At 33.8% G+C, this 1,229-nt stretch carries 1 protein-coding gene; it reads left to right on the top strand.

The features are described 5' to 3' along the window. The first annotated feature begins 232 nt into the window (after positions 1-232). On the top strand, positions 233-1,222 hold the full coding sequence (locus ABEG63_RS21500; RefSeq protein WP_346587483.1) for an IS110 family transposase: 990 nt from the start codon (positions 233-235) through the stop codon (positions 1,220-1,222). Positions 1,223-1,229: the final 7 nt, after the last annotated feature.

Genomic DNA, 1,229 nt, shown 5'->3' with positions numbered 1-1,229 from the left:
CTTCGACTTCGCTCCTTTAGATTTGCAAAAGAAAAAAATAGATAACTTTAGAAAAAGAGAAAGCATTTAATTAAACTAAGACACGCTCTGAATAAAATTCATATGCTGATAAAGAATTAAATGCTCTTTCTTTCATTAAAACTCAGATAGAAATACGGGATTTAAAGCCCATTAGTAAGGAGTTGAGTCATAATGAAAGTTCTCTTTTCCTGTTAATTTGCAAATCAAAAGTATGGAAAAAATCGTAATCGGCATCGACATTAGTGCAAAGACCTTGGATATCTGCGTAAAAAAACGAAATAAAAAAGAATTTTTTAAGATTGAAAATACTATTTCTAAGATTAAAAGCTTCTTTAAACACTTCTCAAAAACTCCGCAAACCATTGTTGCGATGGAGAATACCGGAAAATATAATTGGTTCTTGTACGAGGTTTTGGAAGATTTTGTTTTTCAGGTTTTTGTGATCAATCCGCTTCATTTAAAGAAAAGTTTAGGCTTGATTCGAGGAAAAAATGATGAAATAGATGCGGAAAGAATTGCAGATTTTACGGATAAAAATCAGGAAATGCTCCACCCTTGGAAACCTGATGCTTTGGAAATGAAAAAACTGAAAGTTTTATTCTCTGAAAGGAATTCTAAAGTAAAATTAAAAGCACATCTATTAAAATTGCAGCATAATTATACGCTGACAAAGTCGGGATGTGAAAAAAGCTTGCTGAGAATGAATCAACAAGAGATCAAATTAATAGAAAAGCATATTTCGGCACTGGAAACAGCAATCGAAGCTGTGATAAAATCCACTGAAACTCTTTCTCAGAAGGCGAATTTACTAAAATCTGTTCCGGGTGTAGGAAAAGTACTTTGCTGGCTGCTTTTGGTGAAAACGGGTGGTTTTGAAAAAATTACAAAGCCCAGACAATTGGCCTGTTATGCGGGAGTAGTACCGTTTGATTATCAATCCGGAACAGCGATAAGGTACAAGCCCAGAGTCTCATTTTATGCCGATAAATCGTTGAAAAGTATTCTTCATTTGGCTGCAATGAGCGCCATTAGGCTTGAAAATGACCTCAGAGCATACTATCTGCGAAAAGTGGCGGAAGGAAAAAATAAAATGCTGGTACTGAATAATGTGAGAAATAAAATTGTTCACAGAGTTTTTGCCGTAATAAATCAACAAAAACCCTATGAAAAAAATTATATAAATAGCTTGGTTTTGTCATAGAAATCAG

This window comes from Chryseobacterium sp. C39-AII1 (assembly GCF_039672645.1).
Taxonomy (GTDB): domain Bacteria; phylum Bacteroidota; class Bacteroidia; order Flavobacteriales; family Weeksellaceae; genus Chryseobacterium.
The sequence above is the reverse complement of the archived record's forward strand: the minus strand, read 5'-3'. Positions and strand labels throughout refer to the sequence as shown.

Bases quoted from the DNA above. Each gene is read 5' to 3' on its own strand.
- ABEG63_RS21500 (WP_346587483.1), top strand. From the start codon at position 233: ATGGAAAAAATCGTAATCGGCATCGACATTAGTGCAAAGACCTTGGAT.